Origin of the sequence: Mycolicibacterium xanthum (assembly GCF_019710635.1) — a bacterium.
Lineage (GTDB): Bacteria > Actinomycetota > Actinomycetes > Mycobacteriales > Mycobacteriaceae > Mycobacterium > Mycobacterium xanthum.
Genome location: NZ_JAIFZS010000020.1, coordinates 69,999 through 90,310 on the forward strand (window position 1 = coordinate 69,999; position 20,312 = coordinate 90,310).

General features: G+C 70.4%; 16 protein-coding genes. 10 read left to right on the forward strand and 6 right to left on the reverse strand.

Annotation, left to right across the window (positions count from 1 at the left end):
* Positions 1-33 precede the first annotated feature (33 nt).
* The gene (locus JDV09_RS10100; RefSeq protein WP_221368981.1) at positions 34-897 is read right to left on the reverse strand and encodes a uracil-DNA glycosylase; all 864 of its coding nucleotides are present in this window, start codon (positions 895-897) and stop codon (positions 34-36) included.
* Positions 898-1,022: 125 nt separating this feature from the next.
* Between JDV09_RS10100 and JDV09_RS10105 the strand changes: the two genes are divergently transcribed.
* A complete protein-coding gene (locus tag JDV09_RS10105) occupies positions 1,023-1,703 on the forward strand; it encodes a sensor domain-containing protein (protein WP_221368982.1) in 681 nt (226 codons plus the stop codon).
* Positions 1,704-1,834: 131 nt separating this feature from the next.
* On the forward strand, positions 1,835-3,094 hold the full coding sequence (gene tap / locus JDV09_RS10110; protein ID WP_221368983.1) for a multidrug efflux MFS transporter Tap: 1,260 nt from the start codon (positions 1,835-1,837) through the stop codon (positions 3,092-3,094).
* Between the two features lies 1 nt (position 3,095).
* On the opposite strand, the gene JDV09_RS10115 is transcribed toward tap, so the two are convergent.
* Positions 3,096-3,425: a hypothetical protein gene (locus JDV09_RS10115; protein WP_221368984.1), complete on the reverse strand. Its 330-nt coding sequence runs from the start codon at positions 3,423-3,425 to the stop codon at positions 3,096-3,098.
* Between the two features lie 71 nt (positions 3,426-3,496).
* Between JDV09_RS10115 and JDV09_RS10120 the strand changes: the two genes are divergently transcribed.
* From JDV09_RS10120 to JDV09_RS10135, 4 genes are all read left to right on the forward strand, one after another.
* On the forward strand, positions 3,497-4,870 hold the full coding sequence (locus tag JDV09_RS10120; RefSeq protein WP_304619766.1) for an FAD-binding oxidoreductase: 1,374 nt from the start codon (positions 3,497-3,499) through the stop codon (positions 4,868-4,870).
* A gap of 2 nt (positions 4,871-4,872) precedes the next feature.
* The gene (locus JDV09_RS10125; RefSeq protein WP_221368986.1) at positions 4,873-5,556 is read left to right on the forward strand and encodes a histidine phosphatase family protein; all 684 of its coding nucleotides are present in this window, start codon (positions 4,873-4,875) and stop codon (positions 5,554-5,556) included.
* A gap of 119 nt (positions 5,557-5,675) precedes the next feature.
* Positions 5,676-6,929: a cytochrome P450 gene (locus JDV09_RS10130; RefSeq protein WP_221368987.1), complete on the forward strand. Its 1,254-nt coding sequence runs from the start codon at positions 5,676-5,678 to the stop codon at positions 6,927-6,929.
* Entirely contained in the window at positions 6,929-7,516 is a 588-nt protein-coding gene (locus JDV09_RS10135; RefSeq protein WP_221368988.1) for a TetR/AcrR family transcriptional regulator, read from the forward strand. Before JDV09_RS10130 ends, JDV09_RS10135 begins: the two co-directional genes overlap by 1 nt.
* A 131-nt stretch (positions 7,517-7,647) precedes the next feature.
* Here the strand turns inward: JDV09_RS10135 and JDV09_RS10140 are convergent, their stop codons facing one another.
* Positions 7,648-8,811 carry an acyltransferase family protein gene (locus JDV09_RS10140; RefSeq protein WP_308124072.1) on the reverse strand — a complete coding sequence of 388 codons (1,164 nt, stop codon included), beginning with the start codon at positions 8,809-8,811 and terminating at the stop codon, positions 7,648-7,650.
* Entirely contained in the window at positions 8,808-10,499 is a 1,692-nt protein-coding gene (locus JDV09_RS10145; RefSeq protein ID WP_221368989.1) for a DEAD/DEAH box helicase, read from the reverse strand. The genes JDV09_RS10140 and JDV09_RS10145 overlap by 4 nt, the downstream gene beginning before the upstream one ends.
* An 86-nt stretch (positions 10,500-10,585) precedes the next feature.
* On the opposite strand from JDV09_RS10145, the gene JDV09_RS10150 reads away from it, so the two are divergent.
* From JDV09_RS10150 to JDV09_RS10160, 3 genes are read left to right on the forward strand one after another with little or no spacing between them, the layout of a single operon-like run.
* Positions 10,586-11,164, forward strand: a complete 579-nt coding sequence (locus tag JDV09_RS10150) for an LppP/LprE family lipoprotein (protein WP_221368990.1) — start codon at positions 10,586-10,588, stop codon at positions 11,162-11,164.
* Positions 11,165-11,213: 49 nt separating this feature from the next.
* Positions 11,214-14,648 carry a TM0106 family RecB-like putative nuclease gene (locus tag JDV09_RS10155; RefSeq protein ID WP_221368991.1) on the forward strand — a complete coding sequence of 1,145 codons (3,435 nt, stop codon included), beginning with the start codon at positions 11,214-11,216 and terminating at the stop codon, positions 14,646-14,648.
* Complete coding sequence (locus JDV09_RS10160) at positions 14,645-16,012, forward strand: FAD-binding oxidoreductase (RefSeq protein WP_221368992.1); 1,368 nt, start codon at positions 14,645-14,647, stop codon at positions 16,010-16,012. The genes JDV09_RS10155 and JDV09_RS10160 overlap by 4 nt, the downstream gene beginning before the upstream one ends.
* A 7-nt stretch (positions 16,013-16,019) precedes the next feature.
* Here the strand turns inward: JDV09_RS10160 and JDV09_RS10165 are convergent, their stop codons facing one another.
* Together JDV09_RS10165 and JDV09_RS10170 are read right to left on the reverse strand one after the other, a co-directional pair.
* On the reverse strand, positions 16,020-17,864 hold the full coding sequence (locus JDV09_RS10165) for an MFS transporter (RefSeq protein WP_308124073.1): 1,845 nt from the start codon (positions 17,862-17,864) through the stop codon (positions 16,020-16,022).
* 116 nt (positions 17,865-17,980) lie between these two features.
* Positions 17,981-19,213, reverse strand: a complete 1,233-nt coding sequence (locus JDV09_RS10170) for a multidrug effflux MFS transporter (protein WP_255605113.1) — start codon at positions 19,211-19,213, stop codon at positions 17,981-17,983.
* A gap of 183 nt (positions 19,214-19,396) precedes the next feature.
* Between JDV09_RS10170 and JDV09_RS10175 the strand changes: the two genes are divergently transcribed.
* Positions 19,397-20,140, forward strand: coding sequence for a hypothetical protein (locus JDV09_RS10175; protein ID WP_221368993.1), 744 nt, complete (start codon positions 19,397-19,399; stop codon positions 20,138-20,140).
* The last annotated feature ends 172 nt before the right edge of the window (positions 20,141-20,312 follow it).

The window sequence follows — 20,312 nt, forward strand, 5'->3', positions numbered from 1 at the left end:
GGTGTGATTCTCTGCGGTGGCGGGCGGCGATATTCACGCCGAAATCGCCTGGGCGGTGGCGAAGAGGTCGTCCATCATCGCGGCGGTCAGCCGGCCGGTGAAAGTGTTCTGCTGGCTCGGGTGGTAGCACCCCAGCAGCGCCACCGCCCGGTCCGGCAGTTCCAATCGCGCGATGGCGCCGTGGCCGAACCGGAGTGCCGGGGTCGGCACCGAACCCCCGGCCCGACGGATCAGCGCCAGCGCCGACTGCCAGGCGAATCCGCCCAGTGCGACGATCACCCCCACCGAGGCGCCGGTCAGCCGCCACTCGGCGTCCAGCCACGGCGCGCACGTCTCCCGCTCGGCGGGCAGCGGCGCGTTGGCCGGTGGGGCGCACCGCACCGCGGCCACCACCCGCACGTCGGAGAGCTGCAGGCCGTCGGCACTGTCGGTGCAGGCCGGCTGGTTGGCCAGGCCGCTCCGGTACAGCGAGCCGAACAGGAAGTCGCCGGACCGGTCGCCGGTGAAGACCCGTCCGGTGCGGTTGGCCCCGTGCGCGGCCGGTGCCAGCCCGAGAACCCAGATCGCCGGCCGGGCCGACCCGAATCCGGGGGCGGGCCTGCCCCAGTAGGGCTGGTCGGCGTAGGCCTTGCGCTTGTCGACGGCGACGCCTTCACGCCACTGCACCAGGCGCGGGCAGGCGCGGCACACCGACACCCGCGCATCGAGCCGGTGCACCGTCGTGCTGCCCGCCGCGAGCCGGACCACGTCGGCGGGGCCGGCCGCGGCGGCGGTGCGGGCCGACGCCGGGTCGCCCGGCCATCCCGAACCCGGCCGCACCGGCGAGTCGAAAAGGTCACCGGTACCCGGGTGCGGCAGGCCGGCTGCGGCGCCGCGGCCGTCGCCCGAACGGCGCATCATTTGTTACCAAGAAGCACGGTTCATCGTTATCACGAAACACCGTCTCCCTCAGCCATCCACCGATGTCACTGCCGCACGATGGATCTCCAGGCTTTTCGTTGGCCGGATGATTGAGGTAACACATGCGACTGTCGACGGCTGCCATTGCCGGCATCTGCGTGCTGGTGACCGGATGCGGCACCACGATCAGCAATGCCGAGTCGCCCACACCGACCCGGACGATGATCCCGCGACCCCTGGTGGAGCGTGAGTTGTCCGGATTGCTCCAGACACCCGAACAGATCGCCGCGGCGATGGGAACGCCGGTGATGACCGTCGTGGAGTCCCAGACCTCGATGTCGGACAACAGCGCCATCATGGCGCCGCCGGAGTGCCTGGCGATCGACGGCGCAGCCGAGATGCAGGTCTACGCCGACAGCGGCTTCCGGGCCGAGCACGACCAGAGCCTCAACGACGGAGACGATTTCACCCACTACGTGAAGCAGGCGGTGGTGCTGTTCCCGTACCTGGAGAAGGCACAGGAGTTCTTCGACGCGTCGGCCGGGCAGTGGCCGGCCTGCCATGAGTACACCCACACGCAGAGCGGATCGCAGTGGTCGGCCGGACCGATCACCCGCACCGACGACACGCTGAGCACCACGGCGATGCAGCAGGACGCCGCCGCACCGGGCTGGGGCTGCGGACGCGCACTGGTGCAACGCAACAACATCATCGTCGACGTCAACACCTGCAGCGCCGCACCCGGCGACTCGGCACTGCGGATCGCACAGCAGATCGCCGACACGGTGTCGGCTCAGTGGTAGCGGCTCCGCAGAACCGGTTGCCGGGCAGGGCTTTCCCGCGATAGCGCCCGCTCCGGGCGGCCCTGGCTACCGCCATCGGAAAATTCGCCCGTCGCGGCCGCCCGCGCGCTGCTACATTCGCCGCGATACCCATGACGCCAGACCGTGCGCCTCGCAGCAGGCGTGGCCCGCTGCTGTTGATCCTGTTCGCCGCACTGATGGCGGGTTCCGGCAACGGCATCTCCATCGTCGCCTTCCCCTGGCTGGTGCTGCAGCGCACCGGCTCCGCGCTCGACGCCTCCATCGTGGCGATGGCGGGCACCCTTCCGCTGCTGGCCGCCACGCTGATCGCCGGTGCCGCGGTGGATTTCCTGGGCCGCCGGCGGGTGTCGATGATCTCCGATGCGCTGTCGGCGGTGTCGGTCGCGACGGTGCCGGTGCTGGCCCTGGTCTTCGGCGCCGAGGTGATCAACGTGGCGGTGCTGGCCGGGCTGGCGGCGCTGGGGGCGTTGTTCGACCCGGCGGGGATGACGGCGCGCGAGACGATGCTGCCCGAGGCGGCGACCCGCGCCGGCTGGACGCTCGACCACGCCAACTCGGTCTACGAGGCGGTGTTCAATCTGGCCTACATCGTCGGGCCCGGAATCGGCGGCCTGCTGATCGCCACGCTCGGCGGCGTGAACACGATGTGGGTGACGGCGGGGGCGTTCTGCCTGTCGATCCTCGCGATCGGCGTGCTGCGTCTGGAAGGGGCCGGCAGACCGGACCCGACCGCGCTCTCCGCCGGGGTGTGGGCCGGCATCGTCGAGGGTCTGCGGTTCGTCTGGAACAACAGGGTGCTGCGCACGCTGGCGTTCATCGACCTGGCGGCCACCGGCCTGTACATGCCGATGGAGAGCGTGCTGTTCCCGAAGTACTTCACCGACCGCGACGAGCCGGCGCAGCTCGGCTGGGTGCTGATGGCGCTGAGCATCGGCGGCCTGGTCGGCGCACTGGGCTACGCGGTGATGTCGAAGTACCTCAGCAAGCGTGCGGTCATGCTGATCGCGGTGCTGACGCTGGGCGTGGCGATGACGGTCATCGCTTTTCTGCCGCCGCTGCCGATCATCCTGGTGCTGTGCGCGGTCGTCGGGTTCGTCTACGGGCCGATCGCGCCGATCTACAACTACGTGATGCAGACCCGCGCGCCCCAGCACCTGCGCGGCCGGGTGGTCGGGGTGATGGGGTCGCTGGCATATGCAGCCGGGCCGCTGGGCCTGATCCTGGCCGGTCCGCTCGCCGACGCGACGGGTCTGCACGCGACGTTTCTGGCGTTGTCGCTACCGATGCTGGCGCTGGGCGTGCTGGCGCTGTTCCTGCCCGCGCTGCGCGAGCTGGACGAGACCGGACCGGCCGACGTCAGATCGGGCTGAGTCAACCCCGGAGGTACGTGACGACCGCGCGTAGCCAGCGCCGCCCGGTGGGCTCCGAGATCCGCTCGACCAGATCGAGGTCGGCGATCACGTAGCCGCCGGAGGCGCGGTACCACAGGCCGACCAGGCACAGCTCCAGCGCGGCCATCGTGGTGACCGGGCCCGGCGCGATCGCGTCCAGGCGGGCGTCGGCCACGAACGCCGGGTACGGCGACCTCGCACTGTCGACGACGGCACGCACGTGGATCTCCAGTGCGCTGGCCGACAGGTCGGCGGATTCTCTTCTCTGCTGTAACGACTTCACCTGGGCGAAGACGACGCTGTCTCGCATGCGACGACAATAGCCGTAACACGTCGGTAACATCACATCGCCGCGGTCAACCATCCTTCGCGCGCCCTAGACTGACGGCTGTGCAGTCAGCGTTGCCGCAACTGATCGCCACCCTCCCCGAGGGCGCCGTCGTCACCGATCCCGACATCCTCGGGTCCTACCGGCACGATCGCGCCGCCGATCCACACGCGGGCACCCCGCTGGCGGTGGTCCGGCCGCGCCGCACCGAAGAGGTGCAGGCCGTGCTGCGCTGGGCCACCGAGCACCGTGTCGCGGTCGTCCCGCGCGGAATGGGGACCGGGCTGTCCGGCGGCGCCACCGCGCTCGACGGCGGAATCGTGCTGTCCACCGAGAAGATGCGCGACATCACCGTCGACCCGGTCACCCGCACCGCGGTCGCCCAGCCCGGCCTGCTCAACGCCGAGGTGAAGAAGGCCGTCGCCGAGTACGGGCTGTGGTACCCGCCGGACCCGTCGTCGTTCGAGATCTGCAGCATCGGAGGCAACATCGCCACCAACGCCGGCGGGCTGTGTTGCGTGAAGTACGGCGTCACCACCGACTATGTGCTGGGCCTGCAGGTGGTGCTGGCCGACGGCACCGCGGTCCGGCTGGGCGGGCCACGGCTCAAGGACGTCGCCGGGCTCCCGCTGACCAAGCTGTTCGTCGGCAGCGAGGGCACCCTGGGCGTGGTCACCGAGGTCACGCTCAAGCTGCTGCCGGCCCAGCACCCGGCGTGCACCGTGGTGGCCACGTTCGACTCGGTGGAGTCGGCGGCGGGCGCCGTCGTCGCCATCACCGGCAAGATCCGGCCGTCGATGCTGGAGTTCATGGACGCGGTGGCGATCAACGCCGTCGAGGACAAGTTGCGGATGGGCCTGGACCGTGGTGCCGCCGCGATGATGGTCGCCGCCAGCGACGACCGCGGCCCGGCCGGCGCGCAGGATGCCGAGTTCATGGCGGGGGTGTTCGCCGAACACGGTGCCACGGAGGTGTTCTCGACGTCGGACCCCGACGAGGGCGAGGCGTTCGTCGCCGCCCGGCGCTTCGCGATCCCGGCGGTCGAGGCCAAGGGCTCGCTGCTGCTCGAGGACGTCGGGGTGCCGCTGCCCGCGCTGGCCGAGCTCGTCAGCGGGGTCGCCAAGATCGCCGCCAACCACGACCTGACCATCTCGGTGATCGCGCATGCCGGCGACGGCAACACCCACCCGCTGATCGTGTTCGATCCCGCCGACGCCGCGATGGAGCAGCGCGCCCAGACCGCGTTCGGCGAGATCATGGACCTGGCCGTCAGCCTGGGCGGCACGATCACCGGCGAGCACGGTGTCGGTCGCCTCAAGCGGCCCTGGCTGGCCGGGCAACTCGGACCGGAGGCGATGGAGCTCAACCGGCGGATCAAGCAGGCGCTCGACCCGGACGGGATCCTCAACCCCGGAGCCGCGATCTAGCCGTGGGCGTCGTCTATCTGGTGCGCCACGGCCAGGCGCGCGCGACCGCCTATGGCGCGGGCGCCCTGTCGCCCGAGATGGGCGGGCTGACCGAACTCGGTCGCGCACAGGCGGAATGCACCGGCAGTGCACTGGCGGGGCGAATCGGGTCGCTGGACTGGGCGGAGTCGGGTGACCTCGTGCGGCAACGACAGACGCTCGACCTGATCCTGCCGGCGGCCGGCGACGGCCTGTCCGCCGCCGGCCACTCGCACTGGGACGAATACGACATGGACGCAATCCTCGGCCGCGACGGGCGCGCGGTGTCGATGTCGGGCCAGGACCTCCAGCGCGACGTCGACGACGCGCTGGCCGAGTGGGTGGCCGGCGGTGCACCCGCCGCCGGCGGCGAGACGTATGCCCAGTATCGGGATCGGTGCGCCGCAGCGCTGGCGTCGGTGCTGCCGCGCGCCGGCCGGGGCCAGACCGTGGTGGTGGCGTCGTCGTCCGGGACGATCACCCAGGTGCTGGCCGGACTGTGGGGACTGGACGGCCCCAGCTGGATCCGGCTCTCCCGCACCATGATCAACGCATCGATCACCAAACTGATCGTGGGCAGGCAGGGCGCATCGGTCATCTCGGTGAACGAACACGGCCATCTCGAGAAGACGACGGCCGACGGCCGATCGATGATGACGTTCCGCTGACGAGTCAGTCGCTCGGGCCGGTAACGGCACACAGTGGGCGTTGAACCGTTCCCGGTCGGGGAGTCACAATCCTGCCCAATCTATTGACGCGCTAGGGTGACCTGTCGTATTCATAAGACATGACTGCGATTCTGTCTCAGAATTCGCCGGCCCGGTTCGAGCTGGCCGACGCATCCACCTGGTCCGATCCGTGGCCGATGTACCGCGCCCTGCGTGATCACGATCCGGTCCACCACGTCGTCCCCGAGGATCGGCCGGACAGTGACGAGCCAGGGGACTACTACGTGCTGTCCCGCCACGCCGACATCTGGGCGGCCGCCCGCGACCACGAGACGTTCTCCTCGGCGCAGGGCCTCACCGTCAACTACGGCGAACTGGATCTGATCGGCCTGGCCGACAACCCGCCGATGGTCATGCAGGACCCGCCGGCACACACCGAGTTCCGCAAGCTGGTCTCGCGGGGATTCACCCCACGTCAGGTCGAGGCCGTCGAACCCAAGGTGCGGGAGTTCGTGGTGACCCGCCTGGAGGCGCTGCGCGCCCGGGGCGGCGGCGACATCGTCGCCGAACTGTTCAAACCGCTGCCGTCGATGGTGGTGGCGCACTATCTCGGGGTGCCCGAGGAGGACCGCGGCCAGTTCGACGGCTGGACCGACGCGATCGTGGCCGCCAACACGGCCCAGGGCGGTGTCGGCGGCGCTCTCGAGACGCTGGGCGATGCGCTGGGCGGGATGATGGCCTACTTCACCGCGCTGATCGAGCGCCGCCGCGTCGAGCCGGAAGACGACACCGTGTCGCATCTGGTCGCCGCCGGTGTCGGGGCCGACGGCGACATCGCCGGGGTGCTGTCCATCCTGGCCTTCACGTTCACGATGGTCACCGGCGGCAACGACACCACCACCGGCATGCTCGGCGGCTCGGTGCAGTTGCTGCATCGGCGTCCCGACCAGCGCCGGCTGCTGGCCGAGAACCCCGGCCTGATCCCCGACGCGGTAGACGAGCTGTTGCGGCTCACCTCGCCGGTGCAGATGCTGGGCCGCACCGTGACACGCGACGTGACGATCGGTGACGTCACCATCCCGCAGGGACGGCGGGCGATGTTCCTGTACGGCTCGGCCAACCGCGACGAGCGCCAGTACGGCCCCGACGCCGGCGAGCTCGACGTCACCCGCAGGCCACGCAACATCCTGACCTTCAGCCACGGAGCACACCACTGCCTCGGCGCGGCCGCAGCCCGGATGCAGTCCCGGGTGGCGCTGGAGGAACTGCTGGCCCGGATACCTGATTTCGAGGTCGACGAGTCCGGAATCACCTGGGCCGGCGGGAGTTACGTGCGCAGGCCGTTGTCCGTCCCGTTCCGGGTGACCGGCTGATGGCCGGCGACTGGCTGGCGTCCCGCCGCACCGAGGTGGCCGCCGACCGCATCCTGGACGCCGCCGGCGAGCTGTTCACGAAGAAGGATGCCGCCACCGTCGGCATGCACGAGATCGCCTCGGCCGCAGGCTGTTCGAGGGCCACGCTGTACCGCTACTTCGAGAACCGGGAAGCGCTCTACACCGCGTACGTGCACCGCGAGTCCTACCGGCTCTACCAGGAGATGACCGATCAGATCACGTCGCTGACCGACCCCCGGGAACGGCTCATCGAGGGCATGCTCGCCTCGCTGCGCAACGTACGCCAAAGCCCGGCGCTGGCATCGTGGTTCGCCACCACGCAGCGGCCGATCGGGGCCGAGATGGCCGAGCAGTCGGAAGTGATCAAGGCGCTGACCGAGGCGTTCGTGATCTCACTGGGCCCCGACGAGCCCGAGACGATCGCGCACCGCGCGCGCTGGCTGGTCCGGGTGATGACCTCGCTGATGCTGTTCCCCGGCCATGACGACGACGACGAACGGTCGATGCTCGAGGAGTTCATGGTGCCCGTCGTGTTGCCCAGCCCGTCGCGCCAGGCCACCCAGTAGGCCGGCACACCCGGGACCTGCCACACCGGCGTGAAGATATCTTCACACCGGTTGTCGAGTGTGAAGACAACTTCACCTTTCCACGCCGGGCCTCGCCAAGCACCGCGAGCGGTTCCGCGCGTGGCGGCCGCTCAGACCCGCACGCGGGTGAACCGGTGCAGCACCCAGGCCAGCGGCACGGTCACGACGAGGGTCCCGGCGAACAGCAGCCACACCGAGCCGGTGTAGATCGGGTAGTGCAGGAACTCCACCATCACCACCTCCATGGTGACCAGGTGGATCAGGAAGATCTCGTAGGAGATCTCCCCCAGGAACACCATCGGCCGGCTGGCCAGCAGCCGGGCGTACAGGCCGTTCTGCCCGCCGCCGCGACCCACCAGCGCCAGCGGCGCCACCACCAACGTCGCGATCACCGCATAGAACGCGGACTTCACCAGCGCATCGCGCAACTCGGCCGGTGATGTGGTGGGCTCCCCGCCGATCGGCGTCGACACGATGAGATAGCAGACAACCGCCAGCGGCAGGCACACCAGCGCGTAGGCGTTGACGCCCAGCGGTCGCAGCGCGGCGAGCATCATGCCGCCGACGAACCACGCCAGATAACCGGGCAGCCACAGCCGGGCGCCGTCGGGTAACCAGTCCACCGTATGGACCAGAATCAGCCAGGCCGGTGAAACCAGCGCGACCGCCATCAACCCCGCCAACAACAGCCGCGGCTGCCAGCGCCGCCGGCACAGCACGACCAACAGCAGGTAGGCCAGCACGGGCAGCGCGACGTAGAACGCGACCTCGACCGCGAGGCTCCACATCTGCGTAAGACCCTGGTGCAGAAACGAATACAGGTAGTCATCGGTGTAGATCTGGGTCAGCGTCAGGTTGCGGAGCAGCCCCTCCCAGCTGTGGCCCGGGTTCGGGCCCGCGGTGCGGAAGTGGTACACGAGATAGGCCGCCAGCACCGTGACGACGTAGGCCGGCATGATCCGGCGCACCCGGTGCCAGGTGTAGCGGCGCACCGACGGCGCGGGGCCAGCCGTCGCGGCGGCATTCACCCACGGCGCGAACAGCAGGTACCCGGACAGCACGAAGAAGATCGGCACGCCGATCTCCATCCGGGAGAACACCAGCCCGGCATAGCCCTGCGGGTACCTGCCGGTGGTGTATGCCGCGTGGGTCAGCACCACCAGCAGCGCGGCGACCGCGCGGATGCCGGTCAGCGAGGCGACCCGCCGCGTGGTGGTGACCGATTCCAGACCTCCGACGTCGTCGACGTCGTCGGATCTGGCGGACAGGCTCACTTCGACTTGGTCTTACCCCGGTGCGGCTTGGGCCCGCGGTCGGGTTGCAGGTTGATCAGCTGCCCCTGGATCCTGGTGTGCTCCAGCGCTTTCAGCGTCTTCCCGGACAGGTCCGCAGGCAGTTCGACCAGGGAGTAATCCAGCCTGATCGAGATGTGGCCGAAGTCGCTGCGGTGCAGGCCACCCTCGTTGGCGATGGCGCCCACGATCGCGCCGGGTGCCACCTTGTGCCGCTTACCCACCGAGATCCGGTACGTCGCAAGGTCACCACGCCGCTCACGGGGCGGCCGGTCCTCACGCGCCGGACGCTCCTTGCGCTCCCGCCGGGTGTCGGGCGGAGGCTCGGTCATCAGGAACTCTTCGCCGTCGCGGCTCTGCAGCGCCAGCGCCGCGGCGATGTCGGCCATCGGCACGTCGTGGTCGCGCTCGTAGCCCTCGATCAGCCTGCGGAACAGATCGATTCCCGGCGACGAGAGAGCCGAGGTGATCGAGTCACGGAACTTGGCCACCCGCTTCTCGTTGACGTCGTCGACCGACGGCAGCTCCGACTCGACGAGCTTCTGCCGGGTGACCCGTTCGATCGAGTTGAGCAGATGGCGTTCCCGCGGGGTCACGAACAGCAGCGCGGTGCCCGACCGTCCGGCGCGGCCGGTACGCCCGATGCGGTGCACGTAGGACTCCGGGTCGTGCGGGATGTCGTAGTTCAGCACATGGGAGATGCGCTCGACGTCCAGGCCGCGCGCCGCCACGTCGGTCGCGATCAGGATGTCGATCGATCCGTCCTTCAGCGCACCGATGGTGCGTTCGCGCACGGCCTGTGGGATGTCACCGTTGATCGCGGCCGCGGAGAATCCCCGCGCGCGGAGCTTCTCGGCGACCTCCTCGGTGGCCTGCTTGGTCCGGACGAAGACGATCATCGCCTCGAAGGGCTCGACCTCCAGCAGCCGCGTCAGCGCGTCCATCTTGCGCGGACCGGCCACCTGCACGTAGCGCTGGGTGATGTTCTCGGCGGTCTGCGTCTTGGCCTTGACCGTCACCTCGACCGGATCGTGCAGGTACTTCGTGGTGATCTTGCGGATGCCGGGCGGCATCGTCGCCGAGAACAACGCGACCTGCTTGTACTCCGGGGTGTCGGACAGGATGCGCTCGACGTCCTCGGCGAAGCCCATCTGCAGCATCTCGTCGGCTTCGTCGAGTACCAGGTAGTCCAGACGGGACAGGTCGAGGCTGCCCTTCTCCAGGTGGTCGATCACCCGGCCCGGGGTGCCGACGACCACCTGGGCCCCGCGCCGCAGACCGGCCAGCTGGGGACCATAGGAGCTGCCACCGTAGACGGGTAGAACGTGCACGTCCAGGTGGGCGCCGTAGCGGCTGAACGCCTCCGCGACCTGCAGCGCGAGCTCACGGGTCGGCGCCAGCACGAGGGCCTGCGTGTTGCGGCTCGCGGTGTCGATCTTCGACAGGATCGGGATGGCGAAGGCCGCCGTCTTGCCCGTTCCGGTCTGGGCCAGCCCGACCACGTCGGAGCCCGCGAGCATGGCCGGAATGGTCGCCGCCTGGATGGGCGAGGGCGACTCGTATCCGACATCGCCGACGGCCTGCAGCACCGCCGGGTGTATCTGCAGGTCGGCAAAGGTCAGGTCGCCGGTCAGGTCAGCGCTGCCGGTCGCCTCGTTCGAGGACGTCATCGAGTGGTGATTCTAGTGCCAGTCGGGGCGATTCCCCGCCGCGCGCCTGGCGGGGCACCCGTCACGGTCCGGTACGGTGCCCAGGTGTGAAGTGGGCGGCGGTCATCGGCGTCGCGGCAGGTGCCATCGTGCTGACCGTCGCGGGGTGCGGTTCCGGCGACTCCACGGTGTCCAAGACACCGGGGCCGACGGCGGTGTCCGAGACGCCGGGGCCCCCGCCGACCGCCGCCGCGCAGCCTCCGCCGACCGTGGCCTCGGGCGCACCGGGCACCGGCACCGCCGGCGATCCGTGCGCGGTGAACCTGGCCGCACCCGAGGTCGTCCGGGCCATCTCCGAGCTGCCCCGTGACCCGCGCAGCGACCAGGGCTGGCGGGCCGAACCGCTGGCCGGCAACTACAACGAGTGCGCCCAGTTGTCGGCGGTGATCGTCAGGGCCAACACGAACTCGGAGAATCCCAACACCCGGGCACTGCTGTTCCACCTGGGCAAGTTCATCCCGACCGGCGTGCCCGACACCTACGGCTTCAACGGGCTGGAGTCTTCGGAGACCACCGGGGACACGGTGGCACTGAAGTACTCCGGCGGCGTACCCGGCCTGGACAGCGTGGTGAAGTTCCGCTGGAACGGCAGCGCTGTGGAGCTGATCGGCAACACGCCGGGCTGAGCGCCCGCGCCCGCGCCGAGGTGTCGGGGCGCTCGCCTACAGTGACTGCGTGTTCGTGGCCAGCGATGCGGGTGGGGACCGCGTCGTCTACAGCGCCTCCGACCTCGCGGCGGCGGCGCGCTGCGAGTATGCGCTGCTGCGCTCCTTCGACGCCCGGCTCGGCCGGGGGCCCGCGATCCGCAGTGACGACGAACTGCTGGCCCGCACCGCCGACCTCGGCGACGCGCACGAACGGCGGCACCTCGACGCACTGCGCGCCGACGCCGACGTCACCGTCATCGGCAGGCCGGACTACACCGTCGCCGGCCTGACCGCGGCGGCGGACCAGACGCTACGGGCGATCGAGCGGCGGGCACCCGTCATCTACCAGGCCGCGATGTTCGACGGGCGGTTCGCTGGGTTCGCCGACTTCCTGGTGCTCGAGCAGTCCGACGACGGGCCGCGCTACCGGTTGCGCGACACCAAGCTGGCTCGCTCGGTCAAGGTCGAGGCACTGCTGCAGCTGGCTGCCTACGCCGAGACGCTGACCCGCGCCGGCGTACCGGTGGCGCCGGCGGTCGACCTGGTGCTCGGCGACTCCACCGCCGTCAGCTACCCGATCGACGAACTGCTGCCCGTCTACCGCCCCCGCCGCGACGCGCTGCGACGGCTGCTCGACCGCCACCTGGCCGCCGGCACGCCGGTGGCCTGGGAGGACGACAGCGTGCGGGCCTGCCTGCAGTGCGCCGAATGCGAGGCCGAGGTCCGGGCCGGCGACGACCTGCTGCTGGTGGCGGGCATGCGGGTCAGCCAGCGCGCCCGGCTGATCGACGCGGGCATCACCACCGTGCACGAGCTCGCCAACCACCGCGGCCCGGTGCCCGAGCTGGCGGCCAGGACCGTATCGGCGCTGACCGAGCAGGCCCGGCTGCAGGTGGCCGGGCCGGTCGACGGCAAGCCGCCCTACCGGGTCGTCGATCCGCAGCCGTTGATGGTGCTGCCCGACGCGGACAAGGGCGATCTGTTCTTCGACTTCGAGGGCGACCCGCTGTGGACGGCCGACGGCCGGGAGTGGGGTCTGGAATACCTGTGGGGTGTGCTCACCACCACCGACGAGTTCCATCCGTTCTGGGCGCACGACCGGCCCGACGAACGGCAGGCGCTGCGCGACTTCCTGTCGATGGTGGGCAAGCGCCGCCGCCGCCACCCCCACATGCACATCTACCACTATGCGGCCTACGAGAAGAGCGCACTGCTGCGGCTGGCCGGCCGCTACGGCGAGGGCGAGCGGGAGGTCGACGCGCTGCTCCGCGAAGGCGTGCTCGTCGACCTCTACCCGTTGGTGCGCAAGAGCATCCGGGTCGGCACCGAGAACTACAGCATCAAGAGCCTCGAACCGCTCTACATGGGCAACGAGTTGCGCACCGGCGAGGTCACCACGGCGACCGCATCGATCACCGAGTACGCCCGCTACTGCGACCTGCGTGACGCCGGCCGCACCGACGAGGCGGCGACGGTGCTCAAGGAGATCGAGGAGTACAACCGCTACGACTGCCGCTCGACGCGCCGGCTGCGCGACTGGCTGGTGGCGCGCGCCATCGAGTCGGGCGTGCCGCCCCGCGGCCCGCAGGTGGCGGCCGGCCCGGACCCGCAAGCCGCCGCCGAGGTCGACGCCGTGGAACGCAGGCTGCTGAAGTTCGCCGGCGACGGTGTGGCCGAGCGCACGCCCGAGCAGACCGCGGTGGCGATGGTGGCCGCAGCCAAGGGCTTTCACCAGCGCGAAGACAAGCCGTTCTGGTGGGGCCACTTCGACCGGGTCAACAACCCGGTCGAGGAATGGGCCGACAGCGCCGGCGTGTTCATCGTCGAGGACCACGACATCGTCACCGACTGGCACCTGCCACCGCGGGCCCGCAAACCGCAACGGCACCTTCGGTTGTTCGGCGAGATCGCCGCCGGCGAGCTGACCGAGGACATGTACGCGCTCTACGATCCCCCGTCGCCGGCCGGCCTGGCCGAGGACCCGGACCGCCGCGGGTTCGGCAAGGTGAAAGTCATCGGCTGCGACGACCCCGACGTGCCCACCGAGGTCGTGATCGCCGAGCGGCAACCCAAGGACGCCGACACGTTCTCCCGGACACCGTTCGCGCTGACCCCGGGCCCGCCCTTCGGCACCGGGCAACTGCGCGAAGCGATCGCCGCCGCCGCAGCCGATTACGCCGACGGTCTGCCCGCGCTGCCCGACGATGCGATGACGGACCTGTTGTTGCGCCGCCCGCCCCGCACCCACAGCGGAAAACCACTGCCCCGCAGCGGAATCCCCGCCGATGACATCACCGCGGCACTGCTCGGCCTGCAGGATTCCTACCTGGCCGTGCACGGACCGCCGGGCACCGGGAAGACGTTCACCGCCGCACGGGTGATCGCGACACTGGTCAACGCACACGGCTGGCGGGTCGGCGTGGTGGCACAGTCGCACGCGGTGGTCGAGAACCTGTTCGGCGACGTGATGGCCGCCGGCGTCGGCGGCGACCGGGTCGGCAAGAAACTACAGACCGTCAACACCGGCTGGACCGAACTGGGTCGCCACGACTACGCCGGCTTCCTCGCCCGAGACGGCGGTTGCGTGGTCGGCGGCACGGCGTGGGACTTCGCCAACGCCAACAAGATCGGCGAACGCAGCCTGGACCTGCTGGTCGTCGAGGAGGCCGGTCAGTTCAGCCTCGCCAACACCATCGCGGTGTCGCGGGCGGCCCGTAACCTGCTGCTGCTCGGCGACCCCCAGCAGCTCCCCCAGGTCAGCCAGGGCACCCATCCCGAACCGGTCGACCGTTCGGCACTCGGCTGGCTGGTCGAGGGGCAGCACACCCTGCCGCCCGAACGCGGGTACTTCCTCGACCGGTCCTACCGCATGCATCCCGCCGTGTGCCACGCGGTGTCACGGCTGTCCTACGACAACCGGCTGCGTTCGGCCGACGAGATCGCCGCGGCGCGCCGACTCGACGGCATCGCACCCGGGCTGCGGACGATGCCGGTGCCCCACAGCGGCAACGCGACCGAGAGCCCCGAGGAAGCCGGGGCGATCGTCGACGAGATCCGGCGCCTGCTGGGCACCGCGTGGACCGATGAGAACGGCACCCGTCCGCTGCGCCAGGCCGACGTCCTGGTGGTCACGCCCTACAACAGCCAGGTCGTGCTGGTCCGTCGCCGGCTCGACGCGGCGGGCCTGAACGGGGTCCGTGCGGGCACCGTCGACAAGTTCCAGGGCCAGCAGGCGCCGGTGGTGTTCGTCTCGATGACGGCGTCCTCCGTCGATGACGTCCCCCGCGGAGTCGCGTTCCTGCTCAACCGGAACCGGCTCAACGTCGCGGTGAGCCGGGCCAAGTACCTCGCGCTGATCGTGCGTTCCACGGCGCTGACCGAATACCTGCCGACCACCCCGGAGCGGTTGGTGGAGTTGGGGGCGTTCCTGGCGCTGAGCGGGTGTGGTACACCCGACCGGTGACCGAACCGCTAACCGCACGACTGTCGGCGATCGTCGGATCCCGCCATGTCAGCACCGATCCCGACGTGCTGGCCGGCCGCAGTGTCGACCACACCGGCCGCTATCGGGGCCGCGCCAGCACGCTGGTGCGGCCGGGGTCGAGCGCCGAGGTCTCCGACGTGCTGCGGGCGTGCCGGGCGGCCGGCGTGCGCGTCACCGTGCAGGGCGGCCGCACCTCCCTGGTCGCGGGCACCGTCCCGGAGAACGACGACGTGCTGCTGTCCACCGAGCGGCTGCGTGACATCGGCGACGTGGACGTGGCCGAGCGCCGGGTGCACGTCGGCGCCGGGGTGACGCTGGCCGAGGTGCAGCGCGCCGCCGGCGCGGCCGGGCTGGTGTTCGGTGTCGACCTGGCCGCCCGGGATTCGGCCACCGTCGGCGGCATGGCCTCCACCAACGCCGGGGGCCTGCGCACGGTCTGCTACGGCAACATGGGCGAGCAGGTGATCGGACTCGACGTCGTGCTGCCCGACGGGTCGGTGGTGCACCGGCACAGCGAGGTCCGCAGCGACAACACCGGCTACGACCTCACCGCACTGTTCGTCGGCGCCGAGGGCACTCTCGGCGTGATCACCGGGCTGGACCTGCGCCTGTACCCGGCGCCCCGCACCCGCGTCACCGCGATCTGCGGTTTCGCCGACCTCGACGCGCTGGTCGCCACCGGCCGGGTGTTCCGCGACATCGAGGGCATCGCCGCGCTCGAGCTGATCGACGCCCGGGCCAGCGCCCTGACCGCCGAGCACGTCGGCGTCGCCGCACCCGTGGACGGCGCCTGGCAGCTGCTCATCGAGCTGGCCGGAGACCAGACGGGTGACGACCTCACCGAACGCCTCGCCGACGCGCTGGCCGACGCGGAGCTGGCCGGCGAGCCGGCCGTCGGCGTGGACGCCACCGCGCAACAACGGCTCTGGCAGGTCCGCGAGGCCGTCGCCGAGGTCCTCGGCGTGTACGGCCCACCGCTGAAGTTCGATGTGTCACTGCCGCTTTCGGCGGTCTCCGGGTTCGCCGACGCGTCGACCGAGCTGGTGGCCGAGCACGCACCCGAGGCCCTGCCGGTGCTGTTCGGGCACATCGGGGAGGGAAATCTGCACCTCAACATCGTGCGCTGCGCGCTGACCGGCGCCGCGGAGCAGGGGCTGTACACGGCGATGATGGACTTGATCGCGGGCATGGGCGGCAACGTCAGCTCCGAACACGGCGTCGGGAGCCGCAAACGCCACTACGTGTCGATGGCCCGCAGCCAGGCCGACATCGCCGCGATGCGGGTGGTGAAGTCCGCGTTCGATCCCACCGGCTATCTGAACCCGGCCGTGCTGTTCGACTAGCGAACGGTTATCCGCGCGAGTGCCTGCCGTAGGTGTCGGGATCCTCGCCACGGTGGTACCCGCCCTCGCCGACGAACGGGTGACCGTCGTGAGCGTCGGCGGGGCGAACACCGTTGTGGTGGTCGACCGGTTCGGGCGTGGCGAGCAGTTGGTCGAGGATGTCGCGCCACTCCTGGGGATCGGGCTGCGGCGCCGGCGGAGCCGCCGGACGACCGGCCAGGGGTTCGGTGGCCGGGTCGGCGACGTCGTCATCCCGGTGCACGATGTACTCGACGTAGTCGTCGTCGTCGAAGAACCCGCCGTCCTCGTCGGCATGGCCGGGGTATCCGTCGTCGTGGGCGGCGGGCCGCGCGACGGCCGGGTCGGGTATCCGCCGAGACCCGCCGAACCCGATCAGGAACAGCGCGGCGATCACCCCGAACAGCGCCACGAACGCGGGCAACAGCATCGACTGCGACATCGCCGCGGCGAACGGTGCGTGTAGGAACTCCGGCAGCTGCACGACCGAACCCTCCGAGCGCGGCGCGGCGGCGTCGGCACCGGGTATCTCGGCCGACAGCCGCGACGACATGAACGCCGCCATGCCCGCGCTGCCCAGCACCGAGCCGACCTGGCGGGTGCTGTTGTACACGCCGGACCCGGCGCCGGCCAGCTGTGGCGGCAGATTGCGGGTGGCGGTGGCGGCCAGCGGCGACCAGATGAAGGCCATACCGACACCCATCGCGGTCAGCGGGAGGACCAGTCGCCAGATCGGTGTGGTCGGGGCCATCTCGATCGACAGCCAGGTCAGGCCTATCGCCATCACCGAGAAGCCGAAGCCGATCACCGGCCTGGGGTGTGCACGGTCGACGATCCGGCCCACCACCGGCGCCAGCACCCCGGTGGCGACCGCCATCGGGGCGGTCAGCAGCGCGGCCCGCGTCGGCGTCAGCCCGCACACCACCTGCGCATAGAACATCAGCGGCAGGATCATCGACGTGACGACGAAGCCGATGGTCGCCACGCCGAGGTTGGACAGCGAGAAGTCACGATCACCGAAGATCTGCAACGGGATCAGCGGTTCACCGGTGTTGACCGACTGCCAGTAGACGAACGCCGCCATGATGACCAGACCGATCGCGATGGTTGCCCAGATCCACAGTGCCCAGTGGTAGGACTGCCCCTCCTGCAGCGCGAAGACGATCAGGAACATCCCGACGCCCGACAGCACGACGCCGGGCAGATCGAACCGGTGGGTCTGGGTGGGCAGCACCGGCACCAGCCAGACCGCAAGGGCCAGGCCGGCGATGCCGACGGGCACGTTGACGAAGAAGATCCACTGCCAGCCCAGGTGATCGACCAGTACCCCGCCGGCGAGCGGACCGAACAGGGTGGCCACCCCGGCGGTGGCGCCCCACACGCTCATCGCGACACCGCGATGGTGGGGCGGAAAGATCCGGGTGATCACCGACAGCGTCTGCGGTGTGAGAAGCGCGGCACCCACGCCCTGCACCACCCGGGCCGCCACCAGCATGCCGATGGTGCCCGACAGGCCGCACCACAGCGACGCCGCGGTGAAGACCGTGAGCCCGAGCAGGTAGACGTTCTTGGGGCCGTAGCGGTCCCCCAGCCTGCCGGAGACCAGCAGCGGCACGGCGTAGGCCAGCAGGTAGGCGCTGGTCACCCAGATCACCGCGTCGTAGTCCGCGCCCAGCTTGGTCATGATCGCCGGATTGGCGACGGCGACGATAGTTGCGTCGACCACGATCATGAAGAAGCCGACCAGCAGCGCCCACAGTGCATGCCAGGGGTTCTGCGGGGTGGCGGACCCGGCCTGCGGGGTCACGGTCTGGTGTTCAACAGGATTGGGCACAGGGATTCGGCGTGGTTTTCGGCTAAGGGTCGGTGTGCAGAGCGCACGATGACGTCGGTTCCCGACGCTACGTATCGACGGGTATCCGGACAAGTTCACCGGCCGGCCCCGGCGGGTCAGGCGGCTTCGGCGACGGCCTCACCAGCGACGGCGGGCGCCGGTGCGTTCTTGTGCACACCGGTGACCAGCAGCGCGCCGAGCGCGACGACGACGCCGACCGACATGACCGTCGCCATCGCAAACTCGTCGTTGCCGAGCACCCCGACCAGCGGGGCGACGGCCGCCCCCACCCCGAACTGCGCCGCACCGAGCAGTGCCGCCGCGGTGCCCGCAGCGTCGGGATGACGGGTCAGGGCTACGGCGGGCGCGTTGGGGATCACCAGGCCCATTGCGGCCAGGATCGCCCACACCGGCACGACGAACCCGACCAGTCCGCCGACGTGGGCGACCGTCAGCGCGACGAACACCGCGCCGGCGGCGGACGCGGCGAACAGCGCCCACACCATGATCTGCTGCGGCGAGAACCTGCGTAGCAGAACGACGTTGAACTGGGTGGCTCCGATCAGCGCGATCGCACCGGCGCCGAACACCAGCGCGAACGCCCCCTGGCCCAGCCCGTAGCGGCCCTGCAGCACGAACGAGGCGCCCGAGATGTAGGCGAACAGCCCCGACATGCCCAGCGCGGCCACCACCACCAGCGTGACGAACCGCAGGTCGCGAAGCAGCTCGAGGTAGGTCGAGATGATGCCGCGCACCTTCAGCGGGCGCCGGTGATCGACCGGCAGGGTCTCGGGCAACGCCACGACGGCCATCACCAGCAGCGCGCCGGCCACGACCACCAGGGCGGCGAACACCCAGTGCCAGGACGCGCGCAGCAGCACCGCCGCGCCCAGCGAGGGCGCCACCACCGGCGCCACGCCCAGCACCAGCATCAGCCGCGACATCACCGTCGCGGCGGCGGAACCGGCGAACAGGTCACCGACGACGGCGACCGCCACCACCATCGCCGCGGCGGCGCCCACCCCCTGCAGTCCACGCGCGATGCCCAGCATGAGGATGTTCGGCGCGAACAAGCACAGCAACGAGGCGGCCATGTGCAGCAGGATCCCGGCGATCAGCGGTTTGCGGCGGCCCAGCGAGTCGGACAGCGGTCCGATGACGAGTTGGCCGAGGGCCAGGCCCGCCAGCGTTCCGGTCAGGGTCAGCTGCGCCACCGAGGAGGTCAGCGACAGCTCGTCGGCGATCTTGGGCAACGCCGGCAGATACATGTCGATGGTCAGCGGCCCCAGGGCCACCAACAGGCCCAGCACCACGATCATCTTGGTCCTGCTCGGCTGCCTGACGTCCATTGCCGGGGATGATGCCACGGATATGGTTAGCGTCGCTTCCCAATAGTTTCTTCCCGCCGGACCAGACCGTGACGGCGATCACCTGCGGGCACCGCGCACCCGTCCCCATTCGTTTGACAGGCGTTAGCCTGGACACATCGCGCCGAGAGACGGTCCGACAGGCTCACCCGAGGAGGGCCGACCATGAGTGCCCGGTCACGCGCCAAGAGCCAGTCGCCGGCGGTCGCCGATGAGGATCCCGGCGCCGCGGCCAAGGTGCTGTCCCAGATCGTCGAGCGCGGCGCCCGGGTGCAGGGGCCCGCGGTCAAGGCCTACGTCCAGCAGTTGCGCGACGCCGACCCGGGTGCCGCCCCCGCCGACATCGTCAAGAAACTCGACGCCCGTTACATGGCCGCGGTGATGGCCAGCGGTGCCGCCGTCGGATCGGCCGCCGCGTTCCCGGGCGTCGGCACGCTGGTGGCGATGTCGGCGATCGCCGGCGAGACGGTGGTGTTCCTGGAGGCGACCGCGGTGTACGTGCTGGCCGTCGCCGAGGTGCACGGCATCCCCGCCGAGCACCGCGAGCGGCGCCGCGCACTGGTGCTCGCGGTGCTCGTCGGCGAGGACGGCAGGCGGGCCGTCTCCGACCTGCTGGGGCCCGGCCGGACCAGCGGTGCGTGGCTGTCCGACGGCGCGGCGACGCTGCCGTTGCCCGCGCTGTCCCAGCTGAACACCCGACTGGTCCGTTACTTCGTCAAGCGCTACACACTCAAGCGCGGCGCGATCGCGTTCGGCAAGATGCTGCCGGTCGGTATCGGCGCGGCCGTCGGCGGGGTGGGAAACCGGCTGATGGCCAAGAAGATCATCGCCAACGCCCACAGCGCGTTCGGCAATCCGCCGCCCCGGTGGCCCGCCACGCTGCATCTGCTGCCCCCGCCGCGCCCTTGACCGCAGCGCGTCGCCCGCTCGTCGCCACCCACCACACCGCTGGGCGATGACGCGGCGACCATCACCACGTTGCGTGGTCCCCCCGATGGTAGAAGCGCTAGCCTTTATACGGCGGAAACTCGGGAAGACCGCACACCGGGTTCGAAATGGGGCGGCCGGCTGCCGGGGGCAC